Raw genomic sequence first — 528 nt, forward strand, 5'->3', positions numbered from 1 at the left:
GTGATTGCGCGTTCTATAGCTGCTGGGTCAATATTCATGGTTTCCGGCTCGACATCAACGAAACGAATGGATGCACCTCTGAGGGCAAAGGCATTTGCTGTTGAAACAAATGTGTACGATGGCATAATAATCTCGTCACCTCCAGTTGCCTCAATCAACAGCCCAGTCATCTCCAGTGCTGCTGTACATGATGGTGTTAGTAATGCTTTTTCACAGTTCAAGTGATTTTCAAGCCAATCTGTACATCTCTTCCCAAAAGGGCCATTACCAGATAATTTCGGTGTCTGAATCGCCTTTTGGATATATCTTTGTTCATTTCCCGTGACACATGGTCGGTTAAATGGAATCATAGCTACCACCTCATATCGATTGACTTGTAACAATAATGCCTAAAACAATCAGCGATAGTCCGATTACTTTTTGGCTGGTAACCGGTTCGCCAAACAAGAATACAGAAAGTAAAAAAACGAGTACAAAAGAAAGACTCATAAATGGATACGCAAAACTTATATTAAATTTTGTCATGGC

Annotated in this window: 2 protein-coding genes; both read right to left on the reverse strand. The window is 40.9% G+C overall.

Annotated elements, in window-relative coordinates:
* Positions 1-350 (reverse strand): aminotransferase class I/II-fold pyridoxal phosphate-dependent enzyme (locus AC3G7N_RS22510; RefSeq protein ID WP_489424322.1); only part of this gene is annotated, 350 nt, incomplete at its 3' end.
* Between the two features lie 10 nt (positions 351-360).
* Positions 361-525, reverse strand: a complete 165-nt coding sequence (locus AC3G7N_RS22515; protein WP_489424323.1) for an EamA family transporter — start codon at positions 523-525, stop codon at positions 361-363.
* Positions 526-528 lie beyond the last annotated feature (3 nt).

The organism is Virgibacillus carmonensis (genome assembly GCF_057836705.1).